The following is a 15,414-nucleotide window of genomic DNA, read 5'->3' on the forward strand; positions in this document are numbered from 1 at the left end:
TGGTCCCGTGATCCCGGTGCCTTCGAAGCAGGCAGGTACCTGCCGCGCACGGGCACACGGCCATCCTTCACGATATACGCACCCGACGGTTTGCGGCAAGGGGGCAAGGGGCCATGCAAAAGGACATGCCCGTGCAGACGCCGCGCGAAGCAAAGGGCAAGGCACCCTCTCCAGCCGTATCCGCGCGTCCTGCATCGCGCCGCCCCTTGCACAGTGCGGGCGCCTTGGACTATCTGAGGGGTCTTCCGCGACGGCGGGCGCACCCCGCCCCGCCGCGCGCCCAACGAAGGAGCATGTTGCCCCATGTGTGCCGACAAAACAGCCAGCGCAGGCGGCCCTACCGGGCTTTCGCTGGCCTCGCCCAGCGTCGTGCGTCCCGAGGTGTGCGGGTTCAAGCCGTACACCCCCGGCCTGTCCATCGACGAAATCCGCGACAGGTACGGCCTAGCCCACGTCATCAAGCTGGCCAGCAACGAAAATCCGCTGGGCACCTCGCCCGTGGTGCAGCACACCCTGCGCCACAAGGCGGACATGGCCTTCCGCTATGCCCAGTCAGGCAACCCGCGCCTGACGGCGGCCATTGCCGCGCATCACGGCGTGCCTGCGGAACGCGTGGTGGCGGGCAACGGCTCGGACGAGATCATCGACCTCATCGTGCGGGTGCGGGCAGTGCCGGGCGTGCACAACGTGGTGGCGTTCAACCCGTGCTTCAGCATCTATGAATTGCAGACCCGGCTGGCGGGCGTGGAATTTCGCCAGGCCCCGCTGGCGGCGGACTTTTCCTTCGACTGGGACGGCCTGATGGCGCTGGTGGACGACGCCACCGCCGTGGTCTTCGTGACCACGCCGGACAATCCCTCCGGCTTCTGCCCGCCCGTGGCCGACCTGGAACGGCTGGCCCGCGCCCTGCCCCCCGGCTGCCTGCTGGTGGTGGACGAGGCCTACATGGACTTCTGCGGCGACGAAGCGGCCCACTCGCTGCTGGCCCACATAGATGAATTCCCCAACCTGGCCGTGTTGCGCACCTTTTCCAAAAGCTTCGGCCTGGCCGGTCTGCGCCTTGGCTACGGCATTCTGCCCGTGCAGTTGGCCGACTACCTGCGCCGGGTGCGGCTGCCGTTCAGCGTGAACATCCTGGCCGAAGAGGCAGGCCTGGCCGCGCTGTCGGACGACGTGTTCCGCGCCGAAACCCTGCGGGTGACCAGCGAGGGGCGCGCGGCGCTGACGGCGGGGCTGACCGCGCTGGGCTGCCACGTGTACCCCAGCAAGGCCAACTTCGTGATGTTCCGCCCGGCGCCCAACTGCAAAGGTGCCGCGCACCTGTTCGAGGAACTGCTGCGGCGCGGCATCATCATCCGCCCGCTGAAAAGCTATGGCCTGCCCGACCTGTTGCGCGTCAGCGTGGGCAGCCCGGACGAGAACGCGGCCTTCCTGAAGGCCGCCGGGGAGATCATGGCCCATGCCTGATACGTGTTGCGCCTGTTCCAAGGCGGGCAGTGCCGCTGCCCCCACCGTTCCGGTGGTCACGCTGGACGGCCCGGCGGGCGTGGGCAAGACCACACTGGCCAAACGGCTGGCCGATGCGCTGGGCGTGGCCTATCTGGATACGGGAGCCATGTTCCGCACCCTGGCCTGGAAGCTGGGCCCCGGCGCGCACGAACTGCCGGAAGGCGACCTGCGCGCCCGGCTGGAGGGCTTCCGCTTCGCGCTGTCCGGCGCGGGCGGCGCGTCCGTACTGTCCTGCAACGGAGTACCCGTAGGTGAGGAAATCCGCACCGAGGAAGTGGCCGCGCTGGCCTCGCGCATCGCCACCCTGCCGGTGGTGCGCGAACGGCTGAAGGCCGCGCAGCAGGCGCTGGGGGCCTCGTGCGCGTTGGTGGTGGAAGGCCGCGACATGGGCACCGTGGTGTTTCCCACGGCGCGCCACAAGTTCTTTCTGGACGCCACGCCAGAGGAACGCGCCCGACGCCGCTGCCAGCAACTGGAAGCGCAGGGCCAGCCCGCCGACCTTGCCACCATTGCCGCCCAGATCCGCGAACGCGACGACATGGACCGCAACCGCGCCGTGGCCCCGCTGCGTGCCGCCGACGACGCCGTGACGGTGGACACCACCACCCTGGACATTGACGGCGTGTTCGCGGAACTGACCCGGCGCATCACCGCGCGCGGCGGGCTGTAGGGCACACGCTGACATCCCGATTCAAATAACGCGGCCCGCGCTTCTTACGAAGCGCGGGCCGTTTGCATGGCGCTGCAACGGCGCATGAGCCGACACCTCCCCCCCATTCAAAGTGATCATTCCATTACCCGACCATTTCAACAATGTTGCCGCATTCTTCAATACCATTCTTGAAGGCGGCAAACAGCGCGTAAACATTCGCCCTTTCCGCAATTTCCTCGCCTTCGCCCATGGTGCCGCGTGAAACCAGAGAGTCCAGCGTAACGCCCTCTCGGCACATCCCCCCAAGAATCCCCAGCGCCTTGCTCAAAGTACCAGCTTGGGCAATGCCCGCCACATCCCTTCCGAGCAGGTATGCGCCCGCGCGGTCAAAATCCAGCGCGCCTTGCGCCAGCATGTCGCTCAACTCGTCAAATATCCTGTCTTCCCGACCTGTTCCGTAGCAACTGACCGCATAGTGAATATCCTGAAGGTCCTTTGCCTTTTCATTGCCGCACCGTTCGCTAAACGAGAACAGTTTCAACAGGACAAAGCCCGGCACCGTCACAATGGGCACGCGCACGCCATGCCCCACATCAATACGTTTCGCATGCCGCATCGCCTCCGGGAATCCACATACGGTCATTACCGCGCTATCCGGCCATGTCACGGCCCCTTCCGGCTTCTCAATGTCGCCAAAAGGCACAAAATCCACCGTGACGCCCGAATGGTGCTTTACCCTGTGCATAACATTGCAGGCAGCGAAATTTCCAGACCTCAGCAATGCCGCATGCAATCCATCAAAAGCACTCCAGTCATCCAACTGGACGCCAAAGTCCCAATCCTCTGTACGGCGCCTGTCATACACCTTGTCCTTCCAGTCGATGAGCAGCAGCCGTGCCCCGGCCCCAATCAGGACAAACGGTACCTGTCGCCCGTCCGCAACACCCACGAAATCGCGCAGAGCCTCGTACTCCCCTTGCTCGATCATGCTCCATAGACCCCATTTATCCTGGCGCTGTGGAATTTCTCCGTGAATTCTCTTGTACGCGGGTCATTGATCCGGAGCAGTTCCGCATACAACAACAGGGGGTTGGCCAGTTCCGGGTATCCCTTCTCCCCTCCGCCCCCATTGAGATCACCGAACGTCTTCAGGAACGTGACATTCCCCCCCTTGTCCGGAATCAGCCGGAGTTGCACCGCCAGTTTCCGTGCGTCGACGATCGTGTCCGGAATATGCAATGTTGCGGCGCCAGCATGCAGCTTGCCGCGTTCAAGCAAGGTCGCCCCCAACTCCCCGCCGATCAGGATACCCTCCCCCCCCCCCCAGCCAGGCGTTCCGGCAATTCAGCCACCGCCCCTCCCGCCGGCCTGTATACCCCGACGACAAGCTTTCGCCTCAGCCTGTCCTCGTATCCGGCTATCCAGCGATCAAAAAGACGCTGCATGCCAAGCAGATCGCGGGTTTCCCCTTCCAGGCCACCGCGCACGCGCAGGAACCCCTGCGCCCGCAATTCCTTGTACACGGCAGCCACGCTACCAAGCGACACCCCCGCCCATCGCGCCATGTCACGCAGCGGCACTCCGGCGCTATCCTTCTTCACCAGCAGTGCGTATGTTACTTTCATTGCTGCAACACTTGCAAGCGAGCCTCTGGCGTCTACCTTCGCATCGTTTTCATTCCCGGCAACATACACCTTCAGCCAATCAAGATTTATGAACATGTTCCCGACACTGTCGACAAATTCCACGCCCTCGGCCCGACATTGTTCGGCAAGCTTTCTGGAGATGAAGTCCGCAAACAGCAAAGGCCTGACACCTTCCCCGCCAACGGACAGAAAACGCTGGCGAATCAATTCAAACGACATCTTGTTGAAACGCGTCTTGACTTCGACGATGTAACGAGCAGCAGTTGCACATTTTCCAGACACGTCAAGAGCCAGATCGAATCCCCTGTCCAGCGCGAATTCCGCAACCTGTCCCGTCACGTCCACACCGGCCACGGCCTTTAGTTGCTCGACGCATCGCCGGATGATGCTGTTTTCCTTGGATTCCACTTCTGTCTCCTTTGATGCCGCACGCCTTTGTTCATCTAATTAACATGTTCATTTTTTCTGAACAATATATTTTTCTGAACATGCCCGCCAACCCTCCGATTCAGCACCATCCCGCCTCATCATTCACAAGAAAACATCCCCGCCGCGTTACCGCGACGGGGATGCAAGGGACCAAATGAAACGTTTGCGGGATGGAGCGGCAACCGTCAGGCAAGCGCGCAACGCGAGTCTTACGGATGGAGACCGCAGAGTGCCAAAGCCCCCTCCCTTCCCCCGATCATTCCCAATGCCCTTACAAATCGGTCTGGCTGCTCGACACCCCGCTACGATCCAGCACATGGAAGATCAGCGACAGGATCATGCCCACCACGGTGGCCAGGGCCATGCCCTTGAGCTGCACCGAGCCGACCTGCACGGGCACGCCGCTGATGCCGGTGATGAACACGATGGCGGTCAGGGTGAGGTTGGCGGGCTTGGAGTAGTCCACGCGCGATTCCACCAGCATGCGGATGCCCGATGCGGCGATGACGCCGAACAGCAGGATGCAGATGCCGCCCATGACCGGAGTGGGGATGGACTGGATGAGCGCGGACAGCTTGCCCACGAAGGCCAGCAGGATGGAGATGATGGCGGCGCCGCCGATGACCCACACCGAGTACACGCGGGTGATGGCCATGACGCCGATGTTTTCGCCGTAGGTGGTGGTGGGCACGGAACCGAAGAAGCCGGACAGCACGGTGGACACGCCGTCGCCCATGAGCGAGCGGTGCAGGCCGGGGTCGCGGGTCAGGTCGCGGTTCACGATGTTGCCGGTGACCACCAGGTGGCCGATGTGCTCGGAAATGACCACCAGCGCGGCGGGAATGATGATCAGGATGGTATTGATGTCGAACTTGGGCACGTACACGGTGGGGGTGGCCAGCACGGGGGCGGCGGCCACGCCCGCGAAGTTGACGGCGCCAAGGGCCATGGACACCGCATAGCCCACGGCAATGCCGGTGAGCACGGGGATGATGGCCATGAAGCCCCGGAACAGCACCGAGCCGAAGGCCACGGTGAGCAGGGTGGTCATGGAGATGATGATGGCGGTGGAGTTGTACACGCCGTTGGCGTCGGGCATGACGCCGGCCATGCCGGTGGCCACCCCGGCCAGTTCAAGGCCGATCAGGGCCACGATGGGGCCCATGGTGGCGGGCGGCAGCACCACGCCAATCCAGTCCGGGCCAAACTTCCAGATGATCAGCGCCACGGTGATGAAGATGCAGCCGGATGCGATGAACCCGCCCAGCGCGTAGGAGTAGTTGGCGCCCCACATGGCCGGGTCTGCGCCCAGCACCACGAACACCGGCGACAGAAAGGCGAAGCTGGACCCGAGGAACGCCGGGGCCTTGCCCTTGCAAAGCACAAGGTAGATCAGGGTGCCGATGCCGTTCATCAGCAGCACGATGGCCGGGTCGATCTTGAACAGGGTGGGCACCAGAACCGATGCCCCGAACATTGCGAAAAGGTGCTGGAAACTCAGGGGAATACCCTGAAGAAACGGTACCTTTTCCTCCACCTGGATGGTCTTTCTGGCCATTGCCCTCTCCGGAAAAAAGCTGATGTGGTGTGTATGCGCGCTACGCGCGGGCGCGGGGCCGTTGCGCGGCGCGGTTCGGGCAATCGCCCTGCCGCCTTGCGGAAAACCTGGGTTCGTGCGGTAGCCGCCGTTACCGGGGCCATGCCGCAAGGTATGACGGGGAACGGCGAGGCCCCCCGTAAAAAGGGGCGGGACATTTGCTGTCCCGCCCCGTGGTGCGCCCTATTTGGTGCCGAATATCTTGTCGCCCGCGTCGCCAAGGCCGGGCAGGATGTAACCGTGCTCGTTGAGTCGGTCGTCGACCGAGGCGACGTAGATGTCCACGTCGGGATGGCGGTCGGTGACCTTCTTGATGCCTTCCGGCGCGGCCACCAGGAACAGCCCCTTGATCTGGGGGCACCCAGCTTCCTTCAAGAGGTCGATGGTGGCGTTCAGGGTGCCGCCGGTGGCCAGCATGGGGTCGATGATGATGGCCATGCGCTCTTCGATGTTCTTGGCCAGCTTCACGTAGTATTTCACCGGCTCCAGGGTTTCCTCGTTGCGGAACATGCCCACAACGCTCACCTTGGCGCCGGGAATCATGTCCAGCAGGCCGTCCAGCATGCCAAGCCCGGCGCGCAGGATGGGCACCACGGTAATCTTCTTGCCGCGGATCTGGTCCACCTCGACAGGCCCGGCCCACCCCTGTATGGTGACCTTCTCCGTTTCGAGGTCCTTGGTGGCCTCGTAGGTAAGCAGGCGGCATATTTCGTTGGAAATGGCCCGGAACTCGCTTACCGGCACGTCGTGCTGGCGCAGGATGCCCAGCTTGTGCTTGACCAACGGATGATTCACCACGGTAACGGCCACGATAGGTCTCCTTGTCTGTCTCGGTGTGCGGGGGCGCTTGCCCCCCAAACGAACAGGTTGTAAAAAACACGCCCCCGTCGGTCAAGCGAAAGCACAACCGTTGCCAAACATGTCGAATTTACCCCCCCCCTTGCCCGAAACGCGCACCCACTCCTTCACTGTCGGCCCCGAACACGCCGGGCAGCGGCTGGACCGCTTCCTGGGCGACGTCATGGCCGAACTGCGCGAAAAGGACGGCCACGGCGATGCCGTCTCGCGCGAAAAGGTCAAGCGGGCCATCCGCGACGGCGCGGCCACGGTGCAGGGCCGTGCGTGCACCGTGCCCAACACCCGCGTGGAGCCGGGCCAGACGGTTACCCTTGCCCTGGTCGTGCCCGCCGCCAGGGTCACGCCCGAAGACGGCGAACTGGTCGTGCTGTACCGCGATGCCGCCATCGCCGTGCTGGACAAGCCCGCCGGACTCACCGTGCACCCCTGCCCCAGCTGCCCGGAAGGCACGCTGGTGCACCGGCTGGTGCGCCACTTTCCCGAACTGGCCGCGCAAGAGGGCTTTCGCCCCGGCATCGTGCACCGCATCGACAAGGACACCAGCGGCCTTCTGCTGGTGGCCCTGACCGAGGCGGTGCGGCTGGAGCTGTCGCGCGCCTTCGCCGAGCGCGAAGTGCACAAGGAATACCTGGCCCTGGTGCACGGCGTGCCCAAGACACAGGGTGAACTGGACGCCCCCATTGGCCGCCACCCGCTGCACAAGGTGAAGATGGCCGTGGTGCCGGAAAACCGGGGCGGCAAGCCCGCCCGCTCGGCATGGCGGGTGCTGCTGGCCGATCCGGACGGGCGTTTCGCCCTGGTGGCGGTGCGCATCTTCACCGGGCGCACCCACCAGATACGGGTGCACATGGCCCATCTGGGGCACCCCCTGTGGCAGGACGCGGTGTACGGCCCGGCGGAAACCGCGCCGTCCGCAACGGGCGAACAGCCGGAATTTCCCCCGCGCCAGATGCTGCACGCCTGGCGCCTGTCCTTCCGCCACCCGGAAACGGGCAGGGACATGCACTTTACCTGCCCGCCCCCGCCGGATTTCGCCGCGCTGGCGCTGCGCCTGTCGCGGCGCATGCAGCGGGTGGTGGTGACCGGGGCGCCGGGGTGTGGCAAATCGGCCCTGATACGCCAACTGGACGAGACGGGCCTGCCGGTGTGGAGCGCCGACGCAGCCGTGGCCCGGCTGTACGAACCGGATGGCGGCGGACACCACCTGCTGCGGGGCCGCTACGGCGACCGCTTCGTGCCCGACCCCGCCGGGCCGGTGGACAAGCGCGCCCTGTTCGCGGCCATGCGGGCGGACGACACCCTGCGCCGCGAGGTGGAAGACATGATCCACCCCCTGGCCCGGCACGACATGGACGAATTCTTCGCGCGGGCCGAAGCATCGGGCACGCCCGTGGCCGTGGCCGAGGTGCCGCTGTTTCTGGAGGCGGGCTGGAAGGCGGGCACGCAGCCGAACATCCTCCTCGTCGGCGTGCACTGCCCCTTTGCCGAGCGCGCCCGCAGGCTGGAGACGCACCGCGGCTGGCCGCAGGACATGATCGCCGCCATGGAGGCCTGGCAATGGCCAGAGGCGGACAAGATGCGCGCCTGTCAGCTTGTGGTGGACAATTCCGGCACGCCGGACGACCTGGCCCGTCGGGCGCGCGGCCTGCTGGCAGAACTGGCCCGCCTGCGCGCCACACGCGATGCGCGTCTTGCCGACCATCTTGCCTCGCTGTGGCGGGCATGAGACGCTAGCGCATGTTCCCCCTGCGCGACACCATTCCCCGCGTGCACACCCCATGGGCGGTGTGGTGCATCCTTGCCGCCAACCTGGCCGTATTCCTGTGGCAGCAGACGCTGCCACACGGTGAAATCCTGCGCCTGTTCCATTTCATGGGCGTGGTGCCCGCCCGCTTCGCCCACCCGGACTGGGCCCTGACCTCCGGGTACCCGCCGGGGGGCTACATTGCCTTTGTCGCGCACATGTTCCTGCACGGCGGTTGGGGCCACTTTCTGGTGAACATGTGGACGCTGTGGATTTTCGGCGACAACATAGAGGACGTCATGGGGCCGCTGCGCTTCATGGCCTTCTACCTGACGTGCGGGTTGGCGGCGCTGCTGACGCACATGGTCTTTTCCGCCTCGTCCACGGTGCCGGTGGTGGGGGCGTCCGGGGCCATCGCCGGAGTGCTGGGGGCGTACTTCCTGCTGTATCCGCACGCGCGGGTCACCACGCTGGTGCCGCTGCTGTTCATCCCGCTAATCTTCGACCTGCCCGCCGTGGTCTATCTGGGCATCTGGTTCGTCACGCAACTACTCTCGGGGCTGACCACACTGGGCAGCGACGGCGCGGGCATCGCCTGGTGGGCGCACCTGGGCGGCTTCGTGGCCGGGTTCGTGCTGTTGCCGCTGTTCCGCCAGAAGGGCCGCTGCTATTACTGCCGCTTTCCGGAAGGCCGGGGCCGGGGCGTCATCCGCGCGCCGCACGCCCCGCACGACCCCGAGGCCTAGCGGCAACTGCGCACGGCCCTGTCACCCACATTCTGCCCCACCTCCTGCCCTGTCCGTATCCGGCCCTCCTGCAAGGCCCGCATTCCTCCGCCTGATCACCATACCACACGACGGCGTTGGGTCGCCCACCTCGCCTTCCCGCCCTGATGCGAGTGCTTCCTTACGTTTTCCGCAGGGTTCCTCGCATTGACTTACCGGGGGGTATGCCGCATAAGTTTCGGGCTGCCGCGCGGCGGTTCGCGCCGTTTTCGTCCCGCATGCCATCCCGTCGCCGTCGCGTACGGAAAAGGCCCGGGCACGCGCCGGGCCGCGCACCGCGCAAAACATCGCAAGGGGTCCATCATGCTCGAAATACGCGACCTGCACGTCTGCATCGGCGACGTAGAGGTTCTGAAAGGCATCGATCTCAAGATAGAAGCCGGAGAGACCTTCATCCTGTTCGGTCCCAACGGCTCCGGCAAGACCACCCTGCTCATGACCCTCATGGGCTTCGCCAATTATACCGTCACCCAGGGCCAGATCCTGTTCAAGGGGCAGGACATCACCCATGCCCCCATGTACGAGCGCGCCCGCCTCGGCATCGGCATGTCGTTCCAGCGCCCGCCCACCATCCACGGCCTGAAGACCGGCCTGCTGGTGAACATGTGCGCGCGCGGTCGCGAAATCGACGTGGAAGACCTGGCCCGCAAGGTGAACTTCGACCGGTTCCTGGAGCGCGACGTCAACGCCGGATTCTCCGGCGGCGAAATCAAGCGTTCGGAACTGTTGCAGCTCATGGCCCAAAGCCCCGACCTCGTGCTGTTCGACGAGCCGGAATCGGGCGTGGACCTCGAAAACATGGCCCTCATCGGCCAGACCGCCCGCCAGTTGCTGGACGGCATGCCCCCGGCGTCCTGCTCCATGAAGCAGCACAAGGCCCGCTGCAAGACTTCCGGCCTGATCATCACCCACACCGGCTACATTCTCGAATACGTCAACGCCGACCGGGGCCAGGTGATGTACGACGGGCACCTGTGCTGCGAGGCGCGGCCCCGTGACATCCTCGACCACGTCAGCAAGTACGGCTACCAGGAATGCCTGCGCTGCCTAGACAGCGACGCATCGCTCGGCCAGATCAAGGAGGCGCTGTAGCCATGGCTTTCAAGAACGTGGACCTTACCCGCTACAGCTTCGAAGGGGCGCAGGCAGACAGCATCACCGACCTTTCCACGCTGGACGAATTCGACCGCAAGCGGCTGCTGTACGCGGGCATTGACGTGAATGCCAAGGAACGCAGCGGCTCGTTCATGCACATGAACCACAGCGGCGTGCATTGCCAGTCCTCCCAGGAAGGTCTGGAACTGATGGACATCAAGCAGGCCCTCAAGACCTATGACGGCCTGCCGCAGTACTTCTGGAAGATGGTGGACCCCAACCGCGACGAATACACCCGCGCGGCGGCAGAACACCTGCACGGCGGCTACTTCATCCGCGCCCGCAAGGGGGCCAAGATCGAAGCGCCCGTGCAGTCGTGCCTGTTCATCAAGGGCAATGGCGTGGGCCAGAACGTGCATAACGTGGTCATCGTGGAAGAAGGCGCCGAGATGCACATCATCACCGGCTGCGCCACGGCCCACGGCACGCGTGAGGCGGCGCACCTGGGCATCTCCGAATTCTTCGTGCACAAGGGCGGCAAGCTCACCTTCACCATGATCCACAACTGGGGCGAAGACACGGCGGTGCGCCCGCGTTCCGCCGGTCTGCTCGAGGAAGACGCGGTGCTGGTGAACAACTACGTGCTGCTGAAGCCGGTGAAGGACCTGCAGATGTACCCCACCCTCACCCTTGCCGGGCGCGGGTCGGTGGCGCGGTTCAACTCGGTCATCGTGGCGCCGGAAGGCTCGTACGTGGATACGGGCAACCGCATCCTGCTCAACGCGCCCGACACGCGCGGCGAAATCATCGCCCGCACCATGACCACCGGCGGCACCATCATCAACCGGGGCCACATCGGGGCCTATCAGGTGCCCGCACGCGGCCACCTGGAGTGCAAGGGCCTGATCCTGGGCAACGGCATCATCCACGCCATTCCGGAGCTTGAAGGCACCGTGGACGGCGTGGAGTTGTCCCACGAGGCGGCCGTGGGCAAGATCGCGCAGGAAGAGATCGAATACCTCATGGCGCGCGGCCTGGACGAGGACGAAGCAACCTCCACCATCGTGCGCGGCTTCCTGAACGTGGACATCATGGGTCTGCCCCGCGAACTGGAACAGGCCGTGGAAGACCAGATCAACCAGCTGGACGCCAGTGACGCCATGTAGGCTACAGGCGGCTACAGGCGGCTACAGGCAGCGCAGGCCGCGTTGCTTCTGACTTCACCTGACTGAAATGAAACAATGACAGCCCCGGCAGTCGCATGCTGCCGGGGCTGTCTTGCGTGTACTCGGGTGTGGGAAAGGCCGGACTGCGTGTGCCAGCCAGGCTATCCGGCCTTGCGCTGCAATTCCGTCACCAGGCCGCGCAGGTCTTCGGCCATCTGCCCGAGGTCGCGGATTTCCTTGTCCTCTTCGGTGACAAGGCGACCATTGTCGCGGGCAATCTCGTCCACCTGCGCGAGGCTGCGGGTAATCTGCTCCGAAGCGGCGGACTGCTGCTCGGCGGCGGCGGCAATGGCCTGCACCTGGCCGGTAACACGCACGGCCATGTCCAGGATGCCGCGCAGCACCTCGCCGGAATCGGCGGAACGACGCTCCGCCAGTTCCATGGCCCGCAACGAATCGTCCATGCTGCGGGCGTTGGCCTCGGTCAGCGACTGGATGCCCTTGATGGTTTCGCCCACCTCGCGGGTGGCGTTCATGGTCTTTTCGGCCAGCTTGCGCACTTCGTCGGCCACTACGGCAAAGCCACGCCCGGCGTCACCGGCACGGGCCGCCTCGATGGCAGCATTCAGCGCCAGCAGGTTGGTCTGGTCGGCAATGTCGTTGATGACGCTCATGACCGTGCCGATGGCCTCGGACTGCCCACCCAGTTTGCGCATGTTCTCGTGCAGGGTCTCGGCAAGCTGACGCAACTCGCTCATGGCGTCCATGGTGGCGCTGACGGCCTCTGCCCCCTGACGCGCACGTTCTCGCGAGGCTTCCGTCTCGCGGGCGGCATCGGCGGCACTGCGGGCCACGTCCATGACCGAAGCATTCATCTGCTCCATGGCGGTGGCGGTTTCGGCCACGCGGGTGGTCTGCGAACGCGATCCTTCTGACAGCGTAGTGGAACGGCTGGCCAGTTCGCGGGCCGACACGGCGAGATACTCGGTCATGCGTTGCAGCCGCTCGGAAGCTTCCAGCATCCCTTCCTTGGAGGCAAGCGCTGCGCACGCCTGTTCGTCAGCCCTGCAGGCAGCCTCGTTGGCGTTTTCGGCAAGGCGGCGCGCCTCGTCCTGCTGGGCGCTCATGCGTTCGATGTTGCCACGCAGGGTGGTCACCATCACGTCCAGGGCCGACTGCAGGGCAGACACCTCGTCCTCGCCCTCGACGACGATGTGCCGGTCAAGGTCGCCCGCCGCTATGTCCTGCGCGGTGCGGGTGGCCTCACGCAACGGCAAAACGATGGACCGGGCCAGCAGGTAGGCCACAGGAAGCCCCACGAACAGCAGCAGCCCCAGCACCACGCCATAGGTGTACAACACCTCGCGGGTGCGCACCTGATCCATGGAACTGGCTACCTGCGCCTCGGCAGCCTGGATATTGTCGAGGTAAATGCCCGTGCCCACCCAGAAGGGGGTACCGGGTATGCTTTCAGCATAGCCCAGCTTGGGCTGGTCGCCCATGCCCGGCTTTGGGAACACGAAGGTCACGAAGCCCCCGCCGGCAGACGCCACGCGGGACAGTTCACGCACGTAATACTTGCCCTCGCGGTCCTTGGTGTCGCCAAGATCCTTGCCCACCAGTTGTTTCTGCACGGGGTGGGCGGCGTTCACCGTACCCTTGTACACATAAAAGTACCCGGACTGGTCCGCATCAAACCGTACTCGTTCGATCCCCTTGGCAATGATCTGCCGCTGCTCTTCTTCGCCAAGGCCTGTGGAAAGATCACCAAGGGACACGGCCAACGAATGCGTAAGAGCCTGAATGCGATTCTTCTCGGCTGAAAGCATCGACTCCTTGGCGGTAACTATGCCAGCCCCCGCGATGTGATCCGCCACCCAGTACAGCCCCACGGCCATCCCGGCCAGAAACAGGGTCATGATGGCAAACAGGGCATAGATACGTTTGGCGATGGTAAACTTGCGGAACATGTTCCCCCCAAGGCAACCGACAAAAGGGTGAAATGAAGAGCCGCCCAGCGGCGGCCAAGATTCGTGCGCACAATCATCTCAGTTCCGGACAAGCTAAGTCCAAGAACCCGCTCTGACAATGAGTGTTATCCCTACCTTTCGACAGTGTTCACCCGCCCCGCACCGTATTGCACACCACTGCACGCCGGTTTACTTCACATACCAGCCCCCTGCGTAATGCCTGTGCGCAATGTCGGCATGAACATTACGCACGAATTTCGCATGGCCAAATCCGCATCGCCACCTGCGCTGTTCCCGTGCCCCCCAGTCTCAAGTCACCTGTCGCCAGCCACCCTGCCTCAGGCGCCACCACGCCCTTTCCGCATCCCCTCGGTGTTCTGGTCCCCAGACGCACGAAGGCCCCGGTGAATGTTCACCGGGGCCTTTCGCGTGAAGGGTCGGGATGCGGTTGCGTCCCTGATAAATAAGTGCTGGCATCGGCCTACTTTCCCACGCAAGAGTACGCAGTATCATCGGCGATGGAGGGCTTAACTTCCGAGTTCGGAATGGGATCGGGTGTACCCCCTCCTCCATGGACACCAGCACAAATTTCTGGTCACCGTCCGGCAAGGCTGGCTATTGAGCGCCGCCACATCGGCCGGGACCGAAAGATGTAATCAAACAGGGTGGAAAGGAAGTGTAGAGAAGAAAACAAGGCGCACGGGCTATTAGTACTGGTCAGCTGAATGCGTCACCGCATGTATACCTCCAGCCTATCAACCGGGTTGTCTACCCGGGCCCTTCAGCTCCGAAGAGAGGGAGACCTTATCTTGAGGCAGGCTTCCCGCTTAGATGCTTTCAGCGGTTATCCCTTCCGCACATAGCTACCCTGCTGTGCCACTGGCGTGACAACAGGACCACCAGGGGTGCGTCCATCCCGGTCCTCTCGTACTAGGGACAGGCCCTCTCAAGTCTCCTACGCCCACAGAAGATAGGGACCAAACTGTCTCACGACGTTTTAAACCCAGCTCGCGTACCACTTTAAACGGCGAACAGCCGTACCCTTGGGACCTGCTTCAGCCCCAGGATGTGATGAGCCGACATCGAGGTGCCAAACCGCGCCGTCGATATGAACTCTTGGGCGCGATCAGCCTGTTATCCCCGGCGTACCTTTTATCCAATGAGCGATGGCCCTTCCATGCGGAACCACCGGATCACTAACGCCGACTTTCGTCCCTGCTCGACATGTCTGTCTTGCAGTCAAGCTCCCTTATGCGTTTGCACTCGACGCCTGGTTTCCGATCAGGCTGAGGGAACCTTTGCGTGCCTCCGTTATTGTTTGGGAGGCGACCGCCCCAGTCAAACTACCCACCAGACACTGTCTCCATCCCGGGTAACGGGTATGGATTAGAGCCTTAGACTTGCAAGGGTGGTATTTCAAGGTTGGCTCCCCCCATACTGGCGTACAGGGTTCACAGCCTCCCACCTATCCTACACATGCAAGCCCAAAACCCAATGTCAAGCTATAGTAAAGGTGCACAGGGTCTTTCCGTCTTTCTGCGGGTACACGGCATTTTCACCGCGACTTCAATTTCACCGAGTCTCTGGCCGAGACAGTAGGGAGATCGTTACGCCATTCGTGCAGGTCGGAACTTACCCGACAAGGAATTTCGCTACCTTAGGACCGTTATAGTTACGGCCGCCGTTTACCGGGGCTTCGATTCAAAGCTTCGCTTGCGCTGACCTCTCCTCTTAACCTTCCGGCACCGGGCAGGCGTCAGTCCCTATACGTCGTCTTGCGACTTAGCAGAGACCTATGTTTTTAGTAAACAGTCGCCACCCTCATTTCTCTGCGGCTCTCGTGGGCTTAGAGAGTAAATCCTTCACCCATAAGAGCACCCCTTCTTCCGAAGTTACGGGGTTATTTTGCCGAGTTCCTTGGCCAGAGTTCTCTCGAGCGCCTTGGGTTATTCACCCCACCCAC

12 protein-coding genes and 2 rRNA genes (1 of these 14 running past the window's edge) are annotated in these 15,414 nt (G+C 63.6%); 6 read left to right on the top strand and 8 right to left on the bottom strand.

Annotated elements, in window-relative coordinates; all coding sequences use genetic code 11:
* Positions 1-303: 303 nt before the first annotated feature.
* Positions 304-1,467, top strand: a complete 1,164-nt coding sequence (gene hisC, locus DESTE_RS04820) for a histidinol-phosphate transaminase (RefSeq protein WP_051384319.1) — start codon at positions 304-306, stop codon at positions 1,465-1,467.
* The gene (gene cmk, locus DESTE_RS04825) at positions 1,460-2,179 is read left to right on the top strand and encodes a (d)CMP kinase (RefSeq protein WP_035065588.1); all 720 of its coding nucleotides are present in this window, start codon (positions 1,460-1,462) and stop codon (positions 2,177-2,179) included. The genes hisC and cmk overlap by 8 nt, the downstream gene beginning before the upstream one ends.
* Before the next feature lie 124 nt (positions 2,180-2,303).
* On the opposite strand, the gene DESTE_RS04830 is transcribed toward cmk, so the two are convergent.
* From DESTE_RS04830 to upp, 5 genes are all read right to left on the bottom strand, one after another.
* Entirely contained in the window at positions 2,304-3,149 is an 846-nt protein-coding gene (locus tag DESTE_RS04830) for a hypothetical protein (protein ID WP_035065590.1), read from the bottom strand.
* Positions 3,146-3,439, bottom strand: a complete 294-nt coding sequence (locus tag DESTE_RS17505; protein WP_198015327.1) for a type IV toxin-antitoxin system AbiEi family antitoxin — start codon at positions 3,437-3,439, stop codon at positions 3,146-3,148. The genes DESTE_RS04830 and DESTE_RS17505 overlap by 4 nt, the downstream gene beginning before the upstream one ends.
* A gap of 23 nt (positions 3,440-3,462) precedes the next feature.
* Entirely contained in the window at positions 3,463-4,215 is a 753-nt protein-coding gene (locus DESTE_RS04840; protein ID WP_035065594.1) for a hypothetical protein, read from the bottom strand.
* A gap of 292 nt (positions 4,216-4,507) precedes the next feature.
* On the bottom strand, positions 4,508-5,794 hold the full coding sequence (uraA, locus tag DESTE_RS04845; protein ID WP_035065596.1) for a uracil permease: 1,287 nt from the start codon (positions 5,792-5,794) through the stop codon (positions 4,508-4,510).
* A gap of 222 nt (positions 5,795-6,016) precedes the next feature.
* A complete protein-coding gene (gene upp, locus DESTE_RS04850) occupies positions 6,017-6,643 on the bottom strand; it encodes a uracil phosphoribosyltransferase (protein WP_035065598.1) in 627 nt (208 codons plus the stop codon).
* 109 nt (positions 6,644-6,752) lie between these two features.
* Here upp and DESTE_RS04855 point away from each other — a divergent pair, with 109 nt between their 5' ends.
* The 4 genes from DESTE_RS04855 to DESTE_RS04870 all read left to right on the top strand — a co-directional run bounded on the left by DESTE_RS04855 (position 6,753) and on the right by DESTE_RS04870 (position 11,481).
* Positions 6,753-8,417: a dephospho-CoA kinase gene (locus tag DESTE_RS04855; RefSeq protein WP_035065601.1), complete on the top strand. Its 1,665-nt coding sequence runs from the start codon at positions 6,753-6,755 to the stop codon at positions 8,415-8,417.
* 11 nt (positions 8,418-8,428) lie between these two features.
* On the top strand, positions 8,429-9,181 hold the full coding sequence (locus DESTE_RS04860; protein WP_035065606.1) for a rhomboid family intramembrane serine protease: 753 nt from the start codon (positions 8,429-8,431) through the stop codon (positions 9,179-9,181).
* A 342-nt stretch (positions 9,182-9,523) separates the two neighbouring features.
* Positions 9,524-10,312, top strand: a complete 789-nt coding sequence (locus DESTE_RS04865) for an ABC transporter ATP-binding protein (RefSeq protein WP_035065609.1) — start codon at positions 9,524-9,526, stop codon at positions 10,310-10,312.
* A gap of 2 nt (positions 10,313-10,314) precedes the next feature.
* Complete coding sequence (locus DESTE_RS04870) at positions 10,315-11,481, top strand: SufB/SufD family protein (RefSeq protein WP_035065612.1); 1,167 nt, start codon at positions 10,315-10,317, stop codon at positions 11,479-11,481.
* A 161-nt stretch (positions 11,482-11,642) separates the two neighbouring features.
* On the opposite strand, the gene DESTE_RS04875 is transcribed toward DESTE_RS04870, so the two are convergent.
* The 3 genes from DESTE_RS04875 to DESTE_RS04885 all read right to left on the bottom strand — a co-directional run.
* Complete coding sequence (locus DESTE_RS04875; protein ID WP_035065615.1) at positions 11,643-13,451, bottom strand: methyl-accepting chemotaxis protein; 1,809 nt, start codon at positions 13,449-13,451, stop codon at positions 11,643-11,645.
* Between the two features lie 468 nt (positions 13,452-13,919).
* Positions 13,920-14,034: ribosomal RNA gene (rrf, locus tag DESTE_RS04880) — 5S ribosomal RNA — on the bottom strand.
* Positions 14,035-14,137: 103 nt separating this feature from the next.
* Positions 14,138-15,414, bottom strand: a 23S ribosomal RNA gene (locus tag DESTE_RS04885); it runs 1,651 nt beyond the window's last position.

The organism is Nitratidesulfovibrio termitidis HI1, from assembly GCF_000504305.1.
GTDB classification, from domain to species: Bacteria; Desulfobacterota; Desulfovibrionia; order Desulfovibrionales; family Desulfovibrionaceae; genus Cupidesulfovibrio; species Cupidesulfovibrio termitidis.

Excerpts from the sequence above, each read along its gene's own strand:
- hisC (WP_051384319.1), top strand. The coding sequence starts at position 304 with ATGTGTGCCGACAAAACAGCCAGCGCAGGCGGCCCTACCGGGCTTTCG.
- cmk (WP_035065588.1), top strand. The coding sequence starts at position 1,460 with ATGCCTGATACGTGTTGCGCCTGTTCCAAGGCGGGCAGTGCCGCTGCC.
- DESTE_RS04830 (WP_035065590.1), bottom strand. The coding sequence starts at position 3,149 with ATGATCGAGCAAGGGGAGTACGAGGCTCTGCGCGATTTCGTGGGTGTT.
- uraA (WP_035065596.1), bottom strand. The coding sequence starts at position 5,794 with ATGGCCAGAAAGACCATCCAGGTGGAGGAAAAGGTACCGTTTCTTCAG.
- DESTE_RS04855 (WP_035065601.1), top strand. The coding sequence starts at position 6,753 with ATGTCGAATTTACCCCCCCCCTTGCCCGAAACGCGCACCCACTCCTTC.
- DESTE_RS04860 (WP_035065606.1), top strand. The coding sequence starts at position 8,429 with ATGTTCCCCCTGCGCGACACCATTCCCCGCGTGCACACCCCATGGGCG.
- DESTE_RS04865 (WP_035065609.1), top strand. The coding sequence starts at position 9,524 with ATGCTCGAAATACGCGACCTGCACGTCTGCATCGGCGACGTAGAGGTT.
- DESTE_RS04870 (WP_035065612.1), top strand. The coding sequence starts at position 10,315 with ATGGCTTTCAAGAACGTGGACCTTACCCGCTACAGCTTCGAAGGGGCG.
- DESTE_RS04875 (WP_035065615.1), bottom strand. The coding sequence starts at position 13,451 with ATGTTCCGCAAGTTTACCATCGCCAAACGTATCTATGCCCTGTTTGCC.